The organism is Microcoleus sp. LAD1_D3 (genome assembly GCF_036702135.1).
Lineage (GTDB): Bacteria > Cyanobacteriota > Cyanobacteriia > Cyanobacteriales > Microcoleaceae > Microcoleus.
On sequence record NZ_JAUBSB010000008.1, the window covers coordinates 132,582 to 150,418 of the forward strand.

A 17,837-nucleotide genomic window follows, 5' to 3' on the forward strand; every position below is an offset into this window, starting at 1 on the left:
TGTTGACTATGCAATATACTAACTATTGATTTTCTGCTAACTCACCCAGTTTCCACTTTTCAACTTCATAAATTATTGAATCAGATGGATATAGTATTGTGTAGTGGCCCAAAGCTGACTTTATTTCTGTTTTATATTGATTGATTGTTGCTATATTTTTTATATCTTGAGCATCTACTTTAAAAGTTATTTCAATTTTAGATTCAGAAGGATCTGCACTGAATTTATCTAGATGATTTTCTGCCGGATCAAATGAAGGCACTAGCCGAATCTCCCCCGCACCAATTCCCATCATATCATTCACCGAATAACTATATAAAAAGAATTTTTTTAAAATTATCAGCAGGATATCTAAAAAATTACTTTTTCCGCCCCCATTGGGACCAACTAATATATTAAATTGGGGATCAAATTGGATATCTACTTTGTCTTGAAAGCTTTTTACATTGGTAATTTCTAAACGAATAATTCTCATTTATTTATTTTCTCATTTTTACCGCAACTGCTTCAATTATATCGCCTCGACTCGGAAAGTAGGGATTTGATTGTGTCACCCAACTTCGTTCGCCACAGGCACTCCACTATCAATCTCAGTATGAATGCAGAAAAGCTTATCAGTTTGATGATAAAAAAGCAAATCGCCCCTTCTCTAATACACCAAAGGACGATCAACTTTTCACCTCAATTAATCTGAACTCACGCACTCAATTAATATAGCCGGGGCGGGTTTATCTAGATTGTTTGTCAGGCTCAACTATTATGTGTAAAACCCGCCCCTACAGGCCTGTAGGGGCGGGTTTTACCAGCCATCTATGTGGGAAACCAAGAATATAATAAACCCGCCCCCACCCAACGACTCAATTAGTGACTGTGCCCGTGCCCGCCGTGAGAATGCCCGTGCCCGCCATGAGAATGGCCGTGATCACCGTGAGAATGCCCGTGATCCCCATGAGAATGCCCGTGCCCTTCATGAGAATGACTGTGCTCGCGCTGCGCCGCAGCCAAACTTGGATTAACAGCAACCGCAGTCTCACTCAACAACGCTTCAATCTGCGGATTTGCCCACTCAGCCGCCATTTTCAGAAACTCTGGATGGTCGTTAACGCAAGGCAATTTGCGATAAGTAACTCCTTGACGCTGTTTCTGCAAAGACTCAATAATGTGGTCTACATCTAACAAAGTTTCGTGATTTTCTGTGGCAAATCCGATCGGCATAAAGACGATCGCAGTTGCACCCAAATCGATCAAATTCTTCGCAGCCAACGTCGCATCCGGCTGTGTCCACTCAATCAGCGGTGTGTCGTGATTCAGCCAACCCACCGAAATCAAAGGATAGCGATACATCAAACGTTCACGCACGCGATCGTACAAAGCTTGACTTTCCACAATTCCCGAAGTAAAGCCCTTCGCTTTGTGCGGACAACCGTGATTCATCAGCACAATCCCAATCTGAGAAGGCAAATGGGCTACAGCTAAATCGTTCTTAATTTCCTCTTCAACCAAATCCGCCATTAGCTGGATGTAAGCAGGTTCATCGTAAAAAGAAGGAATGTAGCGCTGTCCTTTTACCCAATGTTCCTTACCATCAAAGGTTTGTGCTAAAGCTTTATTCACCTGTTCGACTGCAATGCCGCTGGTGAAAACAGAATCAACTACCAACAGCGGATAAATCAGAATTTTGTCAAATCCTTCTGCTTGAATTTGAGGGATTACTTGTTCCGGCAAAAACGGCGCGCAAAAGTTAAAAGCTTTGAACACTTTTACTTTATCGCCCCATTTCTCCTGTAAATTCTTTTCAATCCCGGCGCGCTGCTGTTCAAAAATTGCATTGTGCGGCGAAACGAATTGACCGTGTTGGTGACTCCACTCGTGCAAGTCAAAGATTGCTAAAATCTTCGCCAGCGGCGGATAAATCCAAAGCGGTACTGGCGCAAACTTTGCCGTAAGCAAATTTAAAGCTTGTTCGTTGTAGTTGGCAAAATCGTCGTAGCTTTCGACTTCGCCGTAACCCATCAGCAATACAGCAACGCGATCGTTACTTGCGGGTGCTGCAGATGTTTGGTACTCGATTTTTTCTGGAGAAGCAACCACTTTGTATTCCTCAATTTTATTTATTCTAAGAGATCCAGGCAGGATGAAGGGTAAATCGGAGATTTTTCATTATTTGCGATCGCACGACTGACGTGCGCGGGGCTGATTCCCGGTTTCTGCGCCCATACTTCCCGGTCCAACCTCTTATTTATCCTAGAAACCGGATTGATGAGCATCAGTCCTAAGTCGGTTTTTTGACCCTGACCCGAAATTCGTAGGGCAGCTAAGCTGGCAGGCCTCTAATTTTCACAATCCTGTTTCTTTAAGCTTTTGTGGGGTCAGCTTCGACGCCACCGGAAAAGTTAAATCTAAATACAGAACAGCTTAAAACTTGAATCAGCCTTTGCTAAGCTTGACAGGGGATGGGGCGGGGGGGGATAACTTTTATGTTTTCTTAAGACTCCCTCACCTTGCCTCTGATTAATGCGGTTTGGAGCGTTCCCAGCTTTTAACTTGGGGGGATACTCTTCAAACTTGACTCTCTTATAAGTTTAACACCCTATCCCCTGGGGTAGTATATGATATAGTAGGTATATGATAAAGTTATGTTGCGAACTATATTAACTTTCTTGACGAACTATGAGACTGGTAATTTGCCCCGGAGTCCACGAACCAAAGCTAACCGACTGTTTCCTCGCGGGACTTTCGGGGCTTTGGGGACTGGCAGCCGATCGCCAAAACCAGCAAATAGTCGATCGTGTCAAGATTTTTCCCGCTCATAAATATCCGCCTTTTTCAGCTATTGACATATTGCACTTCTTGTGCGGCCAAGAGTTAGCAGGAGAAAGTCTAGTATTTGTCAGCTTTTCGGCCGGAGTAGCCGGGGCGATCGGGGCGGCTTGGATGTGGCAGCAACTCGGCGGCAAAGTCGGGGCATTTTTTGCCTTAGATGGTTGGGGAGTACCCCTGGGGGGCAATTTTCCCATCCACCGAATCAGCCACGATCGCTTTACGCACTGGAGTTCGGCAATTCTCGGTGGCGGTGGAGAAAGCTTTTATGCAGATCCCGCGATCGAACATTTGGATTTATGGCGAGCTCCCCAAACGGCAAAAGGCTGGCAAGTCAGCCAAACCGCTGCCGGGATTGAGACTGTCGCACCCACAACCGCCGCAAAATTTTTAGTCCACCTATTGAAACAATACGGAGTCCAATCAGTTGTTTAATCTTAATTTAGAATCCTCAGCGATCGCACCTATTGCCACCATCGCCCGCCTAGACAATTCTCTCACTTCAGGCACAACAAACAGCCTCAAACCGTGGTTAATATTTAGCGCATCAGCATTTTTAGTCTCAATTCCAGTCTTCGTGCAAGCACCCTTAGTTCGCTTATATCCAACCATCAGTTTGCTATCAACTATCCCCTGGTTCGTTCTGAGTTTAATTCTAATTTTCCGCCCCAAAACCCAACTTTGGGGAGATTTATTATTAGGATTTGCCGGATGTTGGCTCGCAGGTTCTATCTATTGGGGCTGGTTTAGATGGGAACCAATTTTACATCTACCTATAGAATCAATTGGCTTGCCTTTTGCTATTTGGTGCTTGGGCAAATCTTGGGGAAAAGTGGGCGGCTATTTTTACTTGGGTTCCCTATTCGGTACAGCCATTACTGATTTATATTTTTACTTAACAGGGTTGATGCCCTACTGGCGGCAAGTGATGCACGCGGAACCGGAATTAGCAATGCCGATTTTTCAAAGTGCGATCGGTCAAATTGAAACTCCTTGGGGCATAGGTTGCGCTCTCGTTTTAATCGCTGTGTTGCTAACAGTCGGTTTGCTGAGTTTGCGCGATCGAGAACTGCACTGGCGCGCTTTCAGCGGAGCTGTGTTAAGCACGCTTTTGGTAGATGGTTTATTTTGGCTGGCTGCTTCTGCGGCTTAAGATTTATGATTGGTTCCTATGTTGGTAATTTTTGACCGCAGATGTGGGCGCATTGACGCTGATTTTTTGATAGATGTAGTCTTGAGATTCCCGACTTCTTTAAGAAGTCGGGAATTTGGGTATTTAGTGAACAATTATGAGTTAAAATCTATAATCTAAAATCTAAGAATCCCAAATCAATATCATGTCTTTCATTTCAATTCGCGGTGTAGAACATTATTACGAGTGGATAACGGCAGATAACAGTACCCAACCCAGCGGGAAACCAGTGATGGTATTCCTGCACGGGTGGGCGGGCTCAGCGCGCTACTGGGAAAGCACGGCACGGGCTATTGCTGATGATTTTGATTGTTTGCTCTACGATATGAGAGGTTTTGGTCGATCGCCTTTGCCGAAAGAGCCTCCTGAGTCCAGCTACGAACTCGAAACCTATGCCCGCGATTTAGCGGAATTATTAGAATCTCTGAATTTAAGCCGCATCTTTCTCAATGCTCACTCTACAGGTGCATCAATTGCTACTTTATTTCTCAACCTTTACCCCGAAAAAGTAGAAAAAGCAATTCTCACTTGCAGCGGGATTTTTGAATACGACGAGAAATCTTTTACAACTTTTCACAAATTCGGTGGCTATGTGGTAAAATTTAGGCCCTCTTGGCTGGCCTCTATCCCGTTTGCCGATCGGCTATTTATGGCCCGGTTTTTGCGCCGTTCCCTGCCCACAGAGGTCAGTCTGGCGTTTCTCAAGGATTTTTTAATGGCAGACGAGCAAGCTGCTATAGGTACAATGGTGACGGCCGTCAGCAAAAGAGCAGCCGAGGAAATGCCCCAAGAATTTGCGCGGCTGAGTGTTCCCACACTGCTTGTGGCCGGAGAATTTGACCAAATTATCCCCGCCGTCATGGGAGAGCAAGCGGCCTCCCTCAGCAAAAAAGTAGAATTTGTTATAATTCCGAATACGGCTCACTTTCCGATGCTGGAGGATGCTGCAACATACTTGCAACGAATTCGAGAATTTTTGCCAGCAGCGGCTTAGCTGAGTTATTGTTCATCAGGAAATGTGGGTGGAAACCCCGTCCTTGTCGGACGGCTTTATATTGATATATTGGTATAATTAAAGTGGTTACGACCCACCCGCGACGATGGAGACATAAACCTTAACACCAAAGTTTGCGATTATTCGCAACGGGGAAGAAAAATCGGTAGACCGGGAAAAGAGGACAGGGCAATGGCAAACATCCCTAGAATCAAAAAATTAGACAGAATTCCTTTGAGGTTTTCGAGACATGAAACCGCTGGGCTAGCGGGGTTAGTCTGTGGAGCGAATGTAAGACCATAAAACTCCTTGTGGGTAGAGGCAATTGCTATGAAACAGAAACTCAAATCGTGAGGTTTGGGAATCACCGTCCGCGACGGTCGGTGAGGATGTCAACTAATGTACGATCGGACAACCAAGCTTTGAAAAAGGCTTTTGCTCCGATCTTAATTTTTAATTCCTAATTTCTTAAAGCGAAAGGTGGTACAATGAACGACCTCGACCAATACTATAAAGTGCTGGGACTGTTGCCGGGAGCTTCCAGAGAAGAAATTAGCCAAGCCTACAAGGATTTAGCGTTCATTTGGCACCCCGATCGCATCCCCAAAGACAATCCCAGACTACTACAGAAAGCTGAAGAAAAGATTAAGGAAATTAATCAAGCTCGCGAACAATTGCGCTCGATTCAACCAAGAGGTCAGAATCAGAACGTTCAGCACAAACATACTCAGCACAAACACACCCAGCAACAAAACACCCAGCACAAACACACCCAGCACCAAAATACTCAGCAACAAAACACCCAGTACAGAAACACTCAGCAACAAAATACTCAGCAACAAAACACCCAGTACAGAAACACTCAGCAACAAAATACCCAGCAACAAAACACCCAGTACAGAAACACTCAGCAACAAAATACTCAGCAACAAAATACTCAGCAACAAAACGCTCAGTACAGAAACACTCAGCAACAAAATACTCAGCAACAAAACACTCAGCAACAAAATACCCAGCAACAAAATACTCAGCAACAAAATACTCAGTACAGAAACACTCAGCAACAAAATACCCAGCAACCCAATACTCAGCAACCCAATACTCAGTACCAAAACACTCAGCAACCCAATACTCAGTACCAAAACACTCAGCAACCCAATACTCAGTACCAAAACACTCAGTACCAAAACAATCAGTACAGAAATACTCAGTATCCAAACACCCAGCACCAGAACACCCAGCCACCACCGGCCACCCCAAAAGAACCCCGCTACTCTTCTGAACCCTCTTCAGGAAAATATCCTGGAAATTATGCGGGAAACTATGGGGGAAACCCTGCAGGGCCCTATTCAGAGGCGTCCCGCTACCAATCGCAGCCACCGCCATCTCAGTCTTACCGCCAAGCGGGGCCGCAAGCTCCCGATTTGAGCGGTTCCAACTTCAAAGGAGCTTCCTTAAAAGAAAAGGATTTTTCAGGAAGAAACTTGAGCAATGCAAACCTGAGTGAAGCCGACTTAAGTGATGCTTTCCTACACAACGTCAACCTCACAGGCGCGAATTTGCACCAAGCAAACTTGTTCAGGGCTAATTTGTTAGGAGCTTGTTTGATCAATGCCAACTTGAGAGAAACCAACTTAATCGGAGCCGATTTGAGCGGTGCTGACTTGAGCGGTGCTGACTTAACAGGAGCGAAAATCGGTTACGGCGATCGAGTTATGGTCAAACTTACCCGGACTACATTAACAGGTACAATCTTACCGGACGGTACTGTTCATAGCTAAATTATTGAGTTTTTAGTCAGTGGTTGTAGACGTGGGTTTTACCTGCAATATTTGCTGCAACTCCAAATACAAAAAAATCCGCCCTTTGCGAATTTGGGATAAAAACTTATATTCTGTCCGCTAGAACAACCGCAATAAAATTGGTTCGTAGTGAGGGCATTCGTCGTCAGAATTGTATGAGGACTTGCATTCCTCGCTGCGTACCCATAATGCTTAAATTACTTGAGATGATATTACGCGATCGCGATCGCACAAACCGAGTTTTTTTACCAGGTTCAAGAACTGCAACGAGGTCTTTTCGTTCATCAAACCCCGTTTCTGTCTCCAACACGACTAATCGAGATTCATATTACAGCAACCGCCAAAATGGTTCCTGTTCAGTTTTTTCCTTCTTCCTTCTTCCGACTTCCTTCTTCCCGACATCCGTTACATCCGTTACATCCGTTACATCCGTTACAGAATCCGTTGCCGAACTTCCTTCCGTTATTAATTACTTCCGCCACGGCGATTGCGTAACTTTCGTCCAGCAGCCAGCATAGCGCCTCCCGCCATCAAACCCCCCACAGTCATCGGTTCGGGAACCTGTTCAGGTTGAACCGTCCCCACAGAACCGCCTTTAATAAATACAGCAGAATCTAACTTGCCATCGCCCACATCTTTAATGCGGATACTGAGAACATTCGTCTGATTTTGCTTGAGCAAACCCTCAAAACCTAAAACTTTAGTAAAACCGTCCAGCTTAATGATGTTAGCAGCAATACCTGTGAAACTTGGGTTGTCAATATAGTCGGGGTGATCTTTAGAGCGATTATTTGGATCGGGAACAAGATTATTAATCGTAACTTTTTTTCCGTCGCTCAATTTTGCCAAATTAATGCCGTTCAGCAGCAGTTCAAAATCGTCATTATATTTAGAACCGCCGAACTCAGGAAACTCCTCAGAAGCAAATACATATTGAAAGAACAACTTTTCAACCGTGCTATTAGCAAAAAAGCTGAGATTTAGCTGAGTCAGATCCCCCTGTTCACCCTTAGCACCAAAGTCCGTGCTTAAATCGCTGTCCTGTGTCGTGAAGTTATCTTTCCGATTCTGACCCGGTATATCGGTGACTCTACCAGTGCTCAGAACAACACCTGATGTCAAACCGAAGGGGTCATTAGTGAAAGTACCAAAAGCAGCCGAATTACCCGTAATTGAAACAGAGAAATTACTCAACCCGGCTGTATTAGCTCCCAGTAAATTATTTTTTAAAGTCTCCGTGTTATTAGTTGCTCCTACCGAAAATGCCATTGCTGGCGCTGCCAACAAACTCATAGCAGTAGTTAATGTAGCTGTTAAGGCAGTAATTTTGTGAGTAATTATCATAAATTTTTCCTGGAAGATACAAACCTGATTTTATGCCCAACTTCATTTTTACATTAGATAAGTATCAATGTCTAGTGCCTTTACAATAACTTTACACATAAGTGAATTTACGCTTTTGGTGATTATTTGTTTTGGTAATTGTTGGCAGTTAGTCAGCCAATAAACATCAGCGCAAAAATACGGATGCAAAAATAAACGTACACAGACTAATAATTTCAGGACTTACGCACTAGAGACAAAAGAAACCAGGTTGTAATACCGTTTGCGATATCCAAAATGGCTAATGACTAATGACTAATGACTCCTGACCTCGCCCAAAAAACCTATACAAGCCCCAGATTCCTGTCGTAGAGATATCAAAATTTTTGACCCTAGTTCAACCTCGCAGATTCATCTGTGGAGTAAATCTAAAATCGTTGAGTCGCCGAAGTCTCACCCCCGTCTAAAATCTCAAATCTCTAATCGACTGACTGTTAACTAAAACCCCCTTGCTTCTCCTTCCCCGCGCCGATCGGCTGCCCCTTCCAACCAACCATCCGCAGTCAGGACGATCGCATTGGCATTGCCCCAGCCGTCGCTTTCGACAATCTGGTGTCCCCGCCACCGCAACTCCGAAAGCGTCGCAGCCTCAAAACCTCCCCGTTCCACCATCAGGCGATCCGGTTGCCACTGGTGGTGTATCCGAGGTGCAGACACAGCATCGCCGACATTCATGTCGTAAACCAACACATTCAGCACTATTTGCAGCACCGTAGTAATAATCGTGCTGCCTCCGGGAGCTCCTGCTGCGAGGCGAAATTTACCATTTTCTGTCACGATGACCGGCGTCATGCTGGATAAAGGAGTCTTCCCCGGGGCGATCGAATTTGCCTCGCCGCCCACCAAACCAAACAAATTCGGCACTCCAGGCGCTGCTGCAAAATCATCCATCTCGTTGTTGAGCAAAATTCCCGTACCCGCGGCCACGACTCCAGCCCCAAAACCACCATTCACGGTAAACGTTAAGCTTACTACATTGCGCTCTTGGTCAACTACTGTTAGGTGGGTAGTTTCGGGAGACTCCCACACAAAGCGGCTCAAAGTTTCAGCGTCAACGGCTTTTACCTCGCTAGAGGGTCTGGCTTTTGACATTTGGATTTGCGATCGTCTCAATTTGCCATAATTGGTGCTAGTCAGAGCTTTGACCGGTACCGTCACAAAACCCGGGTCGCCCAAATACTCGGCCCTGTCAGCATAAGCAATCCTCATGCTCTCCGCCAGTAAATGTAGCGTATCTGGACTTTGCCTTCCCAAACTCTTGAGATCCGTATCTCCCAGAATATTCAAGATTTGCAACAAATGAACGCCGCCCGAAGAAGGAGGCGACATGGCGCAAATTTCGTAAGTGCGAAAGTTGCCACAAACTGGATTCCGCCAAATCGGCGTATAGTTTTTCAAATCTTCCAGAGTGATAATGCCACCGTTTTTAGCCATGTCGGCGGCGATCGCCCGCGCAATGTCCCCGGTATAAAAACTCTGCGGATTTTGTGCAATCTGCCGCAATGTCCGCGCCAAATCCCGCTGCACCAAAAGCTCACCCGGCTGGTATAAAATGCCACCGCGAGTAAAAACCTCCCGCGCCGCCCGGTTTTTTTTGATCACATCCTGTCGTCGCCCGGTAGCCGTGGTAAACCGCGAACTTACCGGAAATCCTTTTTCAGCCAGGGCGATCGCCGGCGCCACCACCTGGGCCCAAGGTAACTTACCGTACTCGCGGTGCACCGTATAAAGTCCAGCCACAGTGCCCGGAATACCCGCCGCCAAATGCCCGTCCAGACTTGCCCTTTGGCGCACCTTGCCTTGCTTGTCGAGGTACATATCCCGCGCCGCCCGTTTCGGAGCTCGTTCCCGGAAATCCAGCGCTTGCACAGTCCCCGTTTCCGCCCGCTGCAGCAGCAAAAAACCCCCGCCGCCGATACCCGCCGAAAAAGGCTCCACCACCGAAATCGCCAAAGCCGTTGCAGCCGCCGCATCCACTGCATTGCCTCCCTGTTGCAGCAGGGCCAGCCCCGCAGCGCTCGCCAGAGGGTGAGCTGAAACTGCCATCCCTTGTTTGCTGCGCTGTTGCTGCAAGGTTGGCTGTAGCTGCTGCTGGCAGCCACCCAACACCAAGAGTGTTAGGCAACAAGTATAAATTTGCACTTTGCTCAAGAACTTTGGCAACATTTTTTACGGGTGAGGCGAGGATTTTTTATAGTATACTTTTAGGAGCATCTTCCCTAAAACCTATCGGTACTGAGTTCAACCGCAAATAAATTACCTGTTATGGCAGACGGGAAAACAATTTGACCCTGGGAGGCTCTCGCGGTACAAGAGGAAGATAGAAAAGAGGGACACCTTATGGCAATTTAATAATTAAACAAGTTGAAAAAAGCATCTTTTTTGAGAATATACTGATTTCAAAAAAGCTGATGAACGCAGAAAAACGGCGTTGCTGATTTACTGTAGGAAAAACTAAAGATGCACATCATATAAACAGTATTCACAAAGCTTCGGAATTCTCAATTTATTTTTTTTCAGAGCCTGATTAAGCAATGCCCAGCCAAACAATCACTATTTTAGGTAATTGCTATGGTACTGCAACAGATAGCAGACTTAGCATAGCAGTTTTGGGGCAGTTGTTCGACTGGTGAGTAAATCAATAAAACAGGATTTACCCAATCTTGCTCTCAAGTTGGATTAAATAATTATAATTAGGTTTGTAGTGAGGAATCAAACTCCTCACTCCCGGTTATGGGGCAGGAAAAACAATTTTATGCTCAGCGATTAACCCGAATCGAACTGAGTCAATCGATTTTAGATTTTAGATTTTAGATTAAAGAATTGAAGCATTGACCCCACGCATGAATCCGGGGGCTTGTATCCTGGATGCTTTCGGTCAGAAACCCGTTTTTTTTGTAGCTGTATAGTTATCAAAACAATCATTTTGCATGAGGCAGGGTTTTTCTGGGTAAGTCCTATTAAAGCAAAAATATGCGATCGAATTTATGACAACTTTTCCCCCCGGACAAAACCTTAAATCCCTTGCACCAGAAGCCTTGGTGTCAGAAAAATGGCCCGCAAAATAATAGTCTGCACTCCGGCTGCTAACGGTTGTCCCCTCCTTATGGTAGATAACACTCAGGTCGGTAAGCCTGTTATATTGGCAGTATGTAGGCAAGTTTCGGGAATACTGGTACTTACACGTAAAGGAGTCAGAGTGTGTGCTTCCAGACTCTACTTCGGTGAACAACTACCAAACCACACCTCATGCAAGTTATGAACAGCCAAAAAGTCAGTATAATCATTCCTGCATTCAATGCTGCCGACACTCTTGCCGAGACAGTTGCCTCCGTACTCAATGGTACCCACAAAAATCTAGAAATTTTAATTGTTGATGACTGCTCTACTGACGCTACTGACAAAGTTGCTGCTAACCTTGTCGAGCAAGATTCGAGAATTCAATACTTCAGAAATCCCGAAAATTACGGGGTTTCTAAGTCGAGAAATTTAATGATGTATCGCGCCACAGGCGAGTATGTAGCGTTTATCGACAGCGACGATACCTGGGAACCCAATAAGTTAGAAGTTTGCCTGAAAATGCTCGCAGACAATCCAGAAGTCAAAGCTGTGGCTCACGCTTTGCGGTATTTAGACAAGCGCGGCAACAAGTTGAGTTACATTCCCACCTATCCTACAACTAAAGCAGAAATGGAGGCGATTAAGGAGACAGGCGAAAGCCCTTGGGTTTTCCCGTCTTCTGTTGTAGTTGAGCGCTCTATTCTACTCCAAGAAGGCGGCTTTGCAGAAGATTGGCAGGTAGGAGAAGATACAGAATTATTTACCAAACTTGCTCAAAAGTATGGCTTGCTAGCGGCGACAGAACCTTTGGGAAATTATCGAATTAGAGGGAACTCTCTCACAGATAAGCACTGGCTGAAGAAGCGCATAGCTTCAGAGTGTGTCAAGGAAAACCAATTGCGGCGCTTGCGGGGAGAAAAAGAGTTATCACTCCTGGAGTACGAACAGTTATGTTTTAAGAATTTGCCACTTTTGCAAAGGCTTAACAAATTTCGAGAAGTTTTGGCACTGCACTACATGAGAAAGCTGGGACAAAGTTGGTTAAATCGGGAGGTTTTGCCTACTATTGTTTACGGCATCGCTACCACAGTGCTCAATCCTAAAGCTACTGTGGACAAGTGGAAATGGATGAAAACTCACGAAAAGTTGAGTCATCAAACGGCAGAAGGTATTGGTCATTCGGCAGAATTAAACCCCCAGCGATCGTCTGAAATCGGGGGTTTATCCTAAAGGATGTTATAGTTGTATGCGGGTTTAGTCAAGAAATTAGGTACTGCCAATAAAGCCGAATCGAAGCCGATCGCCCTGAGACTGGTTAATACGCGATATTCGGGTTTTGAGCCGTATTTGACTGTTAATATTCTGTCGGAGCAATTACCCCCAATCACAACTACAGGGGCTTGCAGCCGTGCGATGGGACACGATATCAAAATCTTTGAAAGTCGCGATCGGATGTCAGCCTTGATTTATTAGATCGCCAGCTTCAACCCTATACAGGGCGGAAATAGCAGCGATCGCCCGCAGTGCTATTTGCTGCTAAAAGAGTTACACTAAACAATGTATGAGTAAAAAGCAAAGTTTTTTGAATAAAAAAATGGCTAGCAAACCCCTTTCTTAGGCAGGAAATAAAAGCAAAAAATTAGAAAAAATTCTTCCTTATACCTTTAGAGGACGATCGCCTTTTTATTTATTATTAGATTGAAGTTATGGACTGGCAAGAAATTTCTGGCAACTGGGTATTAATTCCTTCAAGACCGATCGCGATCGTACATTTTCTCGGCGGTGCATTTGTGGCCACAGCACCGCAACTCACCTATCGCTGGCTGTTAGAAGCTTTGGGGACTCAAGGATATGTTGTAGTAGCAACGCCGTTTGTCAATACTTTGGATCATATTGCGATCGCCCGCGATGTCCTCAACAAATTTGAAAATGCCCTCGATCGCCTGCGCGCCACTAAATTGCTCAAATCTTCCTATCTCCCCATCTACGGCATGGGACACAGCATGGGATGCAAACTCCACCTCCTGATCGGTTCTGTGTTTGACATAGAAAGGGCAGGCAATATTCTGATTTCTTTCAACAATTATGCGGCATCCGAAGCAATCCCGATCGTCGAGCAAATTTCCCCCGTCTTTAACGTCGAGTTTACTCCGTCCCCGCAAGAGACTAATCGCCTCGTCCAAGATAGCTATCAAATTCGGCGCAATCTTTTAGTTAAATTTAACGGCGACAACATCGACCAAACCCTGCTGTTGACCAAACTGCTAAAAACACGATTTCCCGACATGATTACAGTTCAGACTCTAGCGGGCAACCATCAAACGCCCTTGGGTCAAGATGTTAGCTGGCCTGTAGGTCAAATTTTTACACCCTTCGATGCGATCGGGCAGTGGGTCAAACAAGAAGTGTATCGCGAATTAAATGAATTAAAACGGACAATTCTGCTGTGGCTTAATCCTACGTCCCGCGTTTAAAGCCTATTAACCAGAAAGTGCCTCCGGCAGTTGCCAACCCAATATCAGCTTCATCGTTCGGCAGTAAGACAGGGCGAATAATTTTTGACCATCGACAAACAGTTCCGTCCATCAGCCGTTCTCTCGTAACTAATACTGTCTGCGATGTCTTTGATTAATTTTAGGCCCCGCCCGCCCGGAGAGTGAATATCGACTTTTTCCGAAATATCTTTGATTTTTTGCTCTAAATCAAACGGATCGCCCGAGTCCCAAATTTTAATCTCTAAAGATTCAGCGAACACCGCCACCTGAATGTCAACAGGCAAATCCGCTGGTTTGCCCTTGTGGGCGTGACGCACCGCATTCGTAAAGCCCTCAGCCAAAGCTAACTGACACCGTATCCACACACTTGTAGGAATTCGCGAGTCGTACAATTGTGCAAACCACGACAAAACCCAGCTTAATCCGTTCAGACCTGTATTGACTTGAAGATCCGCTTTTTTTAGCATCGGCAACTTTTCGGAACCTTTTAATTCAATCACGCTCACCACAGAAGTTCTTCATCAGCCGGTGGGCAAAATACAATCAGAAAAAATACAATTAGACACAATACAACGGCGGCAAAATTGAATGGTAGTTTGAGGATACTAGCTTTGGTGGGCCGTCGAGCGATGTCTAATCCACTAATCGGTTAGTCACTATACCATAAATAATACTTCCATGTCAACCAGCGCCTGTGGCAAATAAAAGTCTATAAAAATTTATATTCTGAGTATAAACTGAGTGAAGTTCGATCGCGCCAAATTTCCATCAAGTTTTAACGTAAATTGAACTCAACGACCCGCCCTCAAAAGCAATTACCTCGAAAGCGATGCCAATAAACTATACTCAATCTCAGACAAGGGCGCTGACAGGATATATTTTAAATGACCCCCAGACCTTGAAAAACTTGTAGTACCTAAGTGCCCATGTTTCAAATTCTGGTTATTGACGATGATACGGCTGTTCAAGAACTGCTGAGAAGAACCCTGAAAAAACAGGGTTACGAAGTAACAGTAGCAAGCAATGGCGAAGACGGTGTAGCCCAGGCGCAAAAATTGCGTCCGGCCCTGATAATTTGCGATTGGATCATGCCGCGCTTGACCGGCATCGATGTCTGCCGTCGAGTCAAGGCAGATCCGGATCTGTCAACTACACAATTCTTTTTGTTGACTTCTTTGGGTTCGATCGCCGATCGAGTCAAAGGCCTCGACGCCGGTGCCGACGATTTTATCTCAAAGCCGATCGAACTCAACGAATTACAGGCAAGAGTACGCGCCGGATTGAGGCTGCACCAACTCAGCCGAGATTTGAAAATAGCCAAGCAAAGTCTGGAAGCAGAGTTAGCCGAGGCGGCAGAGTACGTGCAATCGCTGCTGCCAGATCCGATGACGGAACCTTTTAGTATTGAGGCAAAATTCATTCCCTCCCGCCAGTTGGGGGGAGATTGCTTCGACTACAACTGGCTAGATGCCGATTATTTGGCGATTTACTTGCTCGACGTAGCCGGTCACGGTTTGCGGGCGGCGCTGCCTTCGGTGGCCGTGCTGAATTTGCTGCGATCGCGCACGCTCCCCAACATAGACTATTACAAACCCAGCGACGTTTTGCGCGCCCTGAACACCACCTTCCAGATGAGCTATCAAAATGACAAGTATTTCACCATCTGGTATGGCGTTTACAACCGCATTTCTCGCCAGCTAGTTTATGCCAGCGCCGGCCATCCACCGGCAGTGTTGATTTCCCAGTCCCCTGCGAGCACCGCTAAAATCCAGCGATTAAAAACCCCCGGAATGCCGGTCGGGATGTTCCCCGACGCCCCCTATGTCGATAATTGCTGCGATGTCGAGGATTTGAGCACTCTCTACATCTTTAGCGACGGGGTATACGAGATCCACCAACCTGACGGCAATATCTGGGGGCTTGACCCTTTCATCGACCTGTTAGCAGCTTACAACGGTGCAAGTGCCGACCAGTTAGAGCTGGTTTTGAACTACATTCAAAAGTTGAACGCTAAAGCAGTTTTTGATGATGATTGGTCTTTACTCAAGGTAAACTTTGGCTAGCTGACTTCTTGCAGTGCATCTGCGACCAAATAGCAAGAAGGCAGCATCCCCAAGATTTAGTTAGTTGAGGGAATTTTGCTATTAAAAGCATCGCGGGTCTGAAATATCTCGAAAACTCGATCCATGCTGGTGAGTTCAAATAAGATGCGGATTTGCTCGTTGATAGAACAGACAACTAATTGACTCCCAGCGGCCCGGACTGTTTTGAGCGCCAAGACTAAAGCGCCTAAACCAGAACTATCCATAAATGTCACATCAGTGAAGTCTATCAATACCACATCGGCTCCCGCTTCCACTAGGTCGCTAATCTCTTGGCGGAATTGACTTGCCTTGGTGCCGTCTAAAATGCCAGAGGGCTGAATAATTTTAACTACAGGACTCATATTTTGCGGTGGGAATGTCAGAATTTCTAGCCAGACTAGGCTAGTATAGCTGCGAGATGGACTCCGATCCAAATAACAGAGGGGGAAAGTGCCAGAGCCTGAGAGCGGGAGAATAGTTTTGAGTGCAAAAGATGGTGCTCGTCGCGGATCGTAACGCTCATGAGAGTCGTAGCGCTTCGCCGAGAATGAATTTTGAAAGGGGGACAATCTTTGTTCTGCCGAATGCCTTCTGCTATTAATCAAACAGGGCTAACTTTGGCGCGGTAGAGGAGTTTGTCGCCTTGTCTGTAGCCTGTGTAGCGGACTTTGACGGGTTCTCCGGGATCGGCTGTTCCTTCCATGAGCTGGTGCTGTTGGGGGTTGTAGGGAATCTGGACTCCGACTGGGGCGATCGACTCTATCCCCCAATGCTGCAATAACTCCTCGACTGGTCGCAGCAACGGCAACAGTTTCTGGGCCCGCAACTGGTGATTTTCCTGAGCTTTGCTCGCAGCAGTCGGCCACTGCAACATCCAGGATTCTAAAATTTGCACGCTAGAGAGCTGGAATTCCTGCATCAAAGATTCTCGCTGCTGTTCGATCGAAGCTTGCAGGCGCTGATATTCTTGTTCTACGGCTGTCGGTGATGCCTGTTCTAACTCTACAGAGTCGGGCGCCAAGGTTGCGAGCAGTTCGTTTAAGGAAATTTGCAAAGCTTGACTGATTTTGAGCAGGATGTGGACTCGGGTTTGCAAAGCTAAGCCGCGACGCAGGCGACTTAGGTGAAGTTCGGGAACTCCTGCTTTTTGGCTGAGTTCTCGATCGCTCGAAAGCCCCGCCTGTCGCATCAGGCGTTGCAGTTGAGGAGCATAATCTGGAATATTAGCTGCCACGAAAAATTCATCCAAATTAATAAATGGACATATTCTCGATCGTAAACTGTCAGGAGCCTTAACGAAATACATTTTTGGGGCGGGCTTTTCGGTCCACCCCACAATAGTTTTGTGGCACGGGCATCTTGCCTTTGGCGAGCTTGTCGGGCCACCTCACAAGAGAAATGGCTATCTGACGCCTACTTTTTCCGGGGCTGCGGCTGTGGCAGTTGTCGCAGATCCTTGTAAATGCGCTTCTAGGAACCACAAACGCTTGTCAATTGTCCGCGAGATTTCGGTATACAAGTCAGCAGTGTCGGCGTCGCCGAGTTCGCCTGCTTTGTCGATGGCGACTCGCAGGTGTTGGGCGTAGGGCGCGTAGCGATCGGCCAAAGCCGTCACGTATTCTTTCCCATCTAAAATGTCGAAAGGAAACTCTGGCAGGATCGAATCTGCGGCGGCTGTGCGGGCTGTTCCTACAGCGAAACCGCCCAAAGCTGTGACCCGTTCGGCAACCAAATCGATGTATTCTTCGAGTTCTGTTGCCATTTCGTCAAACAGCAAGTGCAACTGGTAGAAGTCCATGCCTTTAACGTTCCAGTGAGCTTGCTTGACTTGAGTTTTTAAGTCCAGAGTCGTTGCCAGCGTGGCGTTTAGCAGCCCCACTACTTGAGAGCGGGTGGCGGCTGACATATCGATGCGGCTGGGGTAAAGATGTTGTTTGTGGTTGTTGGTAGTCATAGGTTTTTAGCTTGTTATTAGTGATTGTCGATCGAACTTCTTAGAAAGCTTTG

At 46.1% G+C, this 17,837-nt stretch carries 17 protein-coding genes; 8 read left to right on the forward strand and 9 right to left on the reverse strand.

Features of this window, described 5'->3' with window-relative positions; translation table 11 throughout:
• Window positions 1-22: 22 nt before the first annotated feature.
• Together QUA74_RS07230 and QUA74_RS07235 are read right to left on the reverse strand one after the other, a co-directional pair.
• Window positions 23-475, reverse strand: a complete 453-nt coding sequence (locus tag QUA74_RS07230; protein WP_333326507.1) for an AAA family ATPase — start codon at window positions 473-475, stop codon at window positions 23-25.
• A gap of 386 nt (window positions 476-861) precedes the next feature.
• Window positions 862-2,091 carry a ferrochelatase gene (locus QUA74_RS07235; RefSeq protein WP_333326508.1) on the reverse strand — a complete coding sequence of 410 codons (1,230 nt, stop codon included), beginning with the start codon at window positions 2,089-2,091 and terminating at the stop codon, window positions 862-864.
• A gap of 579 nt (window positions 2,092-2,670) precedes the next feature.
• On the opposite strand from QUA74_RS07235, the gene QUA74_RS07240 reads away from it, so the two are divergent.
• The 4 genes from QUA74_RS07240 (at window position 2,671) to QUA74_RS07255 (ending at window position 6,787) form a co-directional block, all read left to right on the forward strand.
• Window positions 2,671-3,255 carry a hypothetical protein gene (locus QUA74_RS07240; protein WP_333326510.1) on the forward strand — a complete coding sequence of 195 codons (585 nt, stop codon included), beginning with the start codon at window positions 2,671-2,673 and terminating at the stop codon, window positions 3,253-3,255.
• Complete coding sequence (locus QUA74_RS07245; RefSeq protein ID WP_333326512.1) at window positions 3,248-3,973, forward strand: DUF3120 domain-containing protein; 726 nt, start codon at window positions 3,248-3,250, stop codon at window positions 3,971-3,973. Before QUA74_RS07240 ends, QUA74_RS07245 begins: the two co-directional genes overlap by 8 nt.
• 184 nt (window positions 3,974-4,157) lie before the next feature.
• Window positions 4,158-5,006 carry an alpha/beta hydrolase gene (locus QUA74_RS07250; RefSeq protein WP_333326514.1) on the forward strand — a complete coding sequence of 283 codons (849 nt, stop codon included), beginning with the start codon at window positions 4,158-4,160 and terminating at the stop codon, window positions 5,004-5,006.
• 488 nt (window positions 5,007-5,494) lie between these two features.
• Complete coding sequence (locus QUA74_RS07255; RefSeq protein WP_333326516.1) at window positions 5,495-6,787, forward strand: pentapeptide repeat-containing protein; 1,293 nt, start codon at window positions 5,495-5,497, stop codon at window positions 6,785-6,787.
• Between the two features lie 166 nt (window positions 6,788-6,953).
• On the opposite strand, the gene QUA74_RS07260 is transcribed toward QUA74_RS07255, so the two are convergent.
• From QUA74_RS07260 to ggt, 3 genes are all read right to left on the reverse strand, one after another.
• Window positions 6,954-7,118, reverse strand: coding sequence for a hypothetical protein (locus tag QUA74_RS07260; RefSeq protein ID WP_333326519.1), 165 nt, complete (start codon window positions 7,116-7,118; stop codon window positions 6,954-6,956).
• A 155-nt stretch (window positions 7,119-7,273) separates the two neighbouring features.
• Window positions 7,274-8,152 carry a choice-of-anchor L family PEP-CTERM protein gene (locus QUA74_RS07265; RefSeq protein ID WP_333326521.1) on the reverse strand — a complete coding sequence of 293 codons (879 nt, stop codon included), beginning with the start codon at window positions 8,150-8,152 and terminating at the stop codon, window positions 7,274-7,276.
• Between the two features lie 477 nt (window positions 8,153-8,629).
• Complete coding sequence (gene ggt, locus QUA74_RS07270) at window positions 8,630-10,357, reverse strand: gamma-glutamyltransferase (protein ID WP_333326523.1); 1,728 nt, start codon at window positions 10,355-10,357, stop codon at window positions 8,630-8,632.
• A 1,083-nt stretch (window positions 10,358-11,440) separates the two neighbouring features.
• On the opposite strand from ggt, the gene QUA74_RS07275 reads away from it, so the two are divergent.
• From QUA74_RS07275 to QUA74_RS07285, 3 genes are all read left to right on the forward strand, one after another.
• On the forward strand, window positions 11,441-12,481 hold the full coding sequence (locus tag QUA74_RS07275) for a glycosyltransferase family 2 protein (protein ID WP_333326525.1): 1,041 nt from the start codon (window positions 11,441-11,443) through the stop codon (window positions 12,479-12,481).
• A 12-nt stretch (window positions 12,482-12,493) separates the two neighbouring features.
• On the forward strand, window positions 12,494-12,724 hold the full coding sequence (locus tag QUA74_RS07280) for a hypothetical protein (protein ID WP_333326527.1): 231 nt from the start codon (window positions 12,494-12,496) through the stop codon (window positions 12,722-12,724).
• Window positions 12,725-12,957: 233 nt separating this feature from the next.
• Window positions 12,958-13,725, forward strand: coding sequence for a DUF1350 family protein (locus tag QUA74_RS07285; RefSeq protein WP_333326529.1), 768 nt, complete (start codon window positions 12,958-12,960; stop codon window positions 13,723-13,725).
• A 50-nt stretch (window positions 13,726-13,775) separates the two neighbouring features.
• On the opposite strand, the gene QUA74_RS07290 is transcribed toward QUA74_RS07285, so the two are convergent.
• A complete protein-coding gene (locus tag QUA74_RS07290) occupies window positions 13,776-14,246 on the reverse strand; it encodes an anti-sigma regulatory factor (protein ID WP_333326531.1) in 471 nt (156 codons plus the stop codon).
• Window positions 14,247-14,672: 426 nt separating this feature from the next.
• Here QUA74_RS07290 and QUA74_RS07295 point away from each other — a divergent pair, with 426 nt between their 5' ends.
• Entirely contained in the window at window positions 14,673-15,809 is a 1,137-nt protein-coding gene (locus tag QUA74_RS07295) for a SpoIIE family protein phosphatase (protein WP_333060566.1), read from the forward strand.
• Between the two features lie 56 nt (window positions 15,810-15,865).
• Here QUA74_RS07295 and QUA74_RS07300 read toward each other — a convergent pair whose 3' ends face one another.
• The 3 genes from QUA74_RS07300 to dps form a co-directional block, all read right to left on the reverse strand.
• On the reverse strand, window positions 15,866-16,192 hold the full coding sequence (locus QUA74_RS07300) for an STAS domain-containing protein (RefSeq protein ID WP_333047161.1): 327 nt from the start codon (window positions 16,190-16,192) through the stop codon (window positions 15,866-15,868).
• A 239-nt stretch (window positions 16,193-16,431) separates the two neighbouring features.
• Entirely contained in the window at window positions 16,432-17,136 is a 705-nt protein-coding gene (locus QUA74_RS07305) for a helix-turn-helix domain-containing protein (RefSeq protein WP_333326533.1), read from the reverse strand.
• Window positions 17,137-17,232: 96 nt separating this feature from the next.
• A complete protein-coding gene (dps, locus tag QUA74_RS07310) occupies window positions 17,233-17,784 on the reverse strand; it encodes a DNA starvation/stationary phase protection protein Dps (RefSeq protein WP_333326535.1) in 552 nt (183 codons plus the stop codon).
• Window positions 17,785-17,837 lie beyond the last annotated feature (53 nt).

Excerpts from the sequence above, each read along its gene's own strand:
- QUA74_RS07300 (WP_333047161.1), bottom strand. The coding sequence starts at position 16,192 with ATGAGTCCTGTAGTTAAAATTATTCAGCCCTCTGGCATTTTAGACGGC.
- dps (WP_333326535.1), bottom strand. The coding sequence starts at position 17,784 with ATGACTACCAACAACCACAAACAACATCTTTACCCCAGCCGCATCGAT.
- QUA74_RS07275 (WP_333326525.1), top strand. The coding sequence starts at position 11,441 with ATGCAAGTTATGAACAGCCAAAAAGTCAGTATAATCATTCCTGCATTC.
- ggt (WP_333326523.1), bottom strand. The coding sequence starts at position 10,357 with ATGTTGCCAAAGTTCTTGAGCAAAGTGCAAATTTATACTTGTTGCCTA.
- QUA74_RS07250 (WP_333326514.1), top strand. The coding sequence starts at position 4,158 with ATGTCTTTCATTTCAATTCGCGGTGTAGAACATTATTACGAGTGGATA.
- QUA74_RS07285 (WP_333326529.1), top strand. The coding sequence starts at position 12,958 with ATGGACTGGCAAGAAATTTCTGGCAACTGGGTATTAATTCCTTCAAGA.
- QUA74_RS07305 (WP_333326533.1), bottom strand. The coding sequence starts at position 17,136 with ATGTATTTCGTTAAGGCTCCTGACAGTTTACGATCGAGAATATGTCCA.
- QUA74_RS07255 (WP_333326516.1), top strand. The coding sequence starts at position 5,495 with ATGAACGACCTCGACCAATACTATAAAGTGCTGGGACTGTTGCCGGGA.
- QUA74_RS07230 (WP_333326507.1), bottom strand. The coding sequence starts at position 475 with ATGAGAATTATTCGTTTAGAAATTACCAATGTAAAAAGCTTTCAAGAC.
- QUA74_RS07240 (WP_333326510.1), top strand. The coding sequence starts at position 2,671 with ATGAGACTGGTAATTTGCCCCGGAGTCCACGAACCAAAGCTAACCGAC.
- QUA74_RS07295 (WP_333060566.1), top strand. The coding sequence starts at position 14,673 with ATGTTTCAAATTCTGGTTATTGACGATGATACGGCTGTTCAAGAACTG.
- QUA74_RS07265 (WP_333326521.1), bottom strand. The coding sequence starts at position 8,152 with ATGATAATTACTCACAAAATTACTGCCTTAACAGCTACATTAACTACT.